At 34.2% G+C, this 702-nt stretch carries 1 protein-coding gene; it reads right to left on the reverse strand.

Going from position 1 to position 702, the window contains the following annotated elements; genetic code table 11:
• Window positions 1–702: ABC transporter transmembrane domain-containing protein (locus B3355_RS06005; protein ID WP_292781634.1), on the reverse strand; the 702-nt coding region annotated here is incomplete at both ends.

Below are 702 nucleotides of genomic sequence, written 5' to 3' on the forward strand. Positions count from 1 at the left end.
CGTTCAGGTTTCTTGCTATAAGAAAAATGAATTTTTTTAAACTCAATTTTCTTAATAGGATCTCTCAATTGAGAAGTAGCTATACTCTTATCTTCAGGTATGCCGATAATTTCAGTAATATCTTTTCCAATTTTTGAGTCTGTAATTAATCTCATTAATAAGTTTAAACACTGGCCGACAGTCGGAAAGAGTCTCATCATGTAAACAATAATGGTTACGATGAATGAAATATCTTCATTGTTAAGAGAGGGCTTAAATATTGCCTGATAAGAGCCGAGTAAAAGTAACAGAATAATTATTGGCGTGGTCCGAGTGAGTAGTGCGGCTTGATCCACTAAGAATAATGTTCTTGAGTAATTGAAGATCTTTTGTTTGTAAAGTGTTGTTGCATAATTTCCAGCTAACAATGCTCGAATAGCCTTTATATTGTTTAGTGAGTCCAAGAACGTAGAAGTCGCAGATCTTGATTCTTCAATTTGCTTTTCGCCATATTTGTGCATTAGCTTGAAAACTGATCTTAGAAATACTGCAACTAAGCACATGAAGCCAATGACTGAAAGACTTAAGTTTAGTGAGTAGTTAACGATTGCTAGGAAGTAAAGTAAGCTTAGAAAAAAAGTACTAAGGATTTGTGTAATGGAAATGATAATTGTGCTTGCCCGAAAGGCCTCATCGCCAGCCAAATTTATAAAAAAACCTATG

This window comes from Methylophilus sp. UBA6697, from assembly GCF_002454655.1.
In the GTDB taxonomy this organism is placed as follows: Bacteria; Pseudomonadota; Gammaproteobacteria; order Burkholderiales; family Methylophilaceae; genus Methylophilus.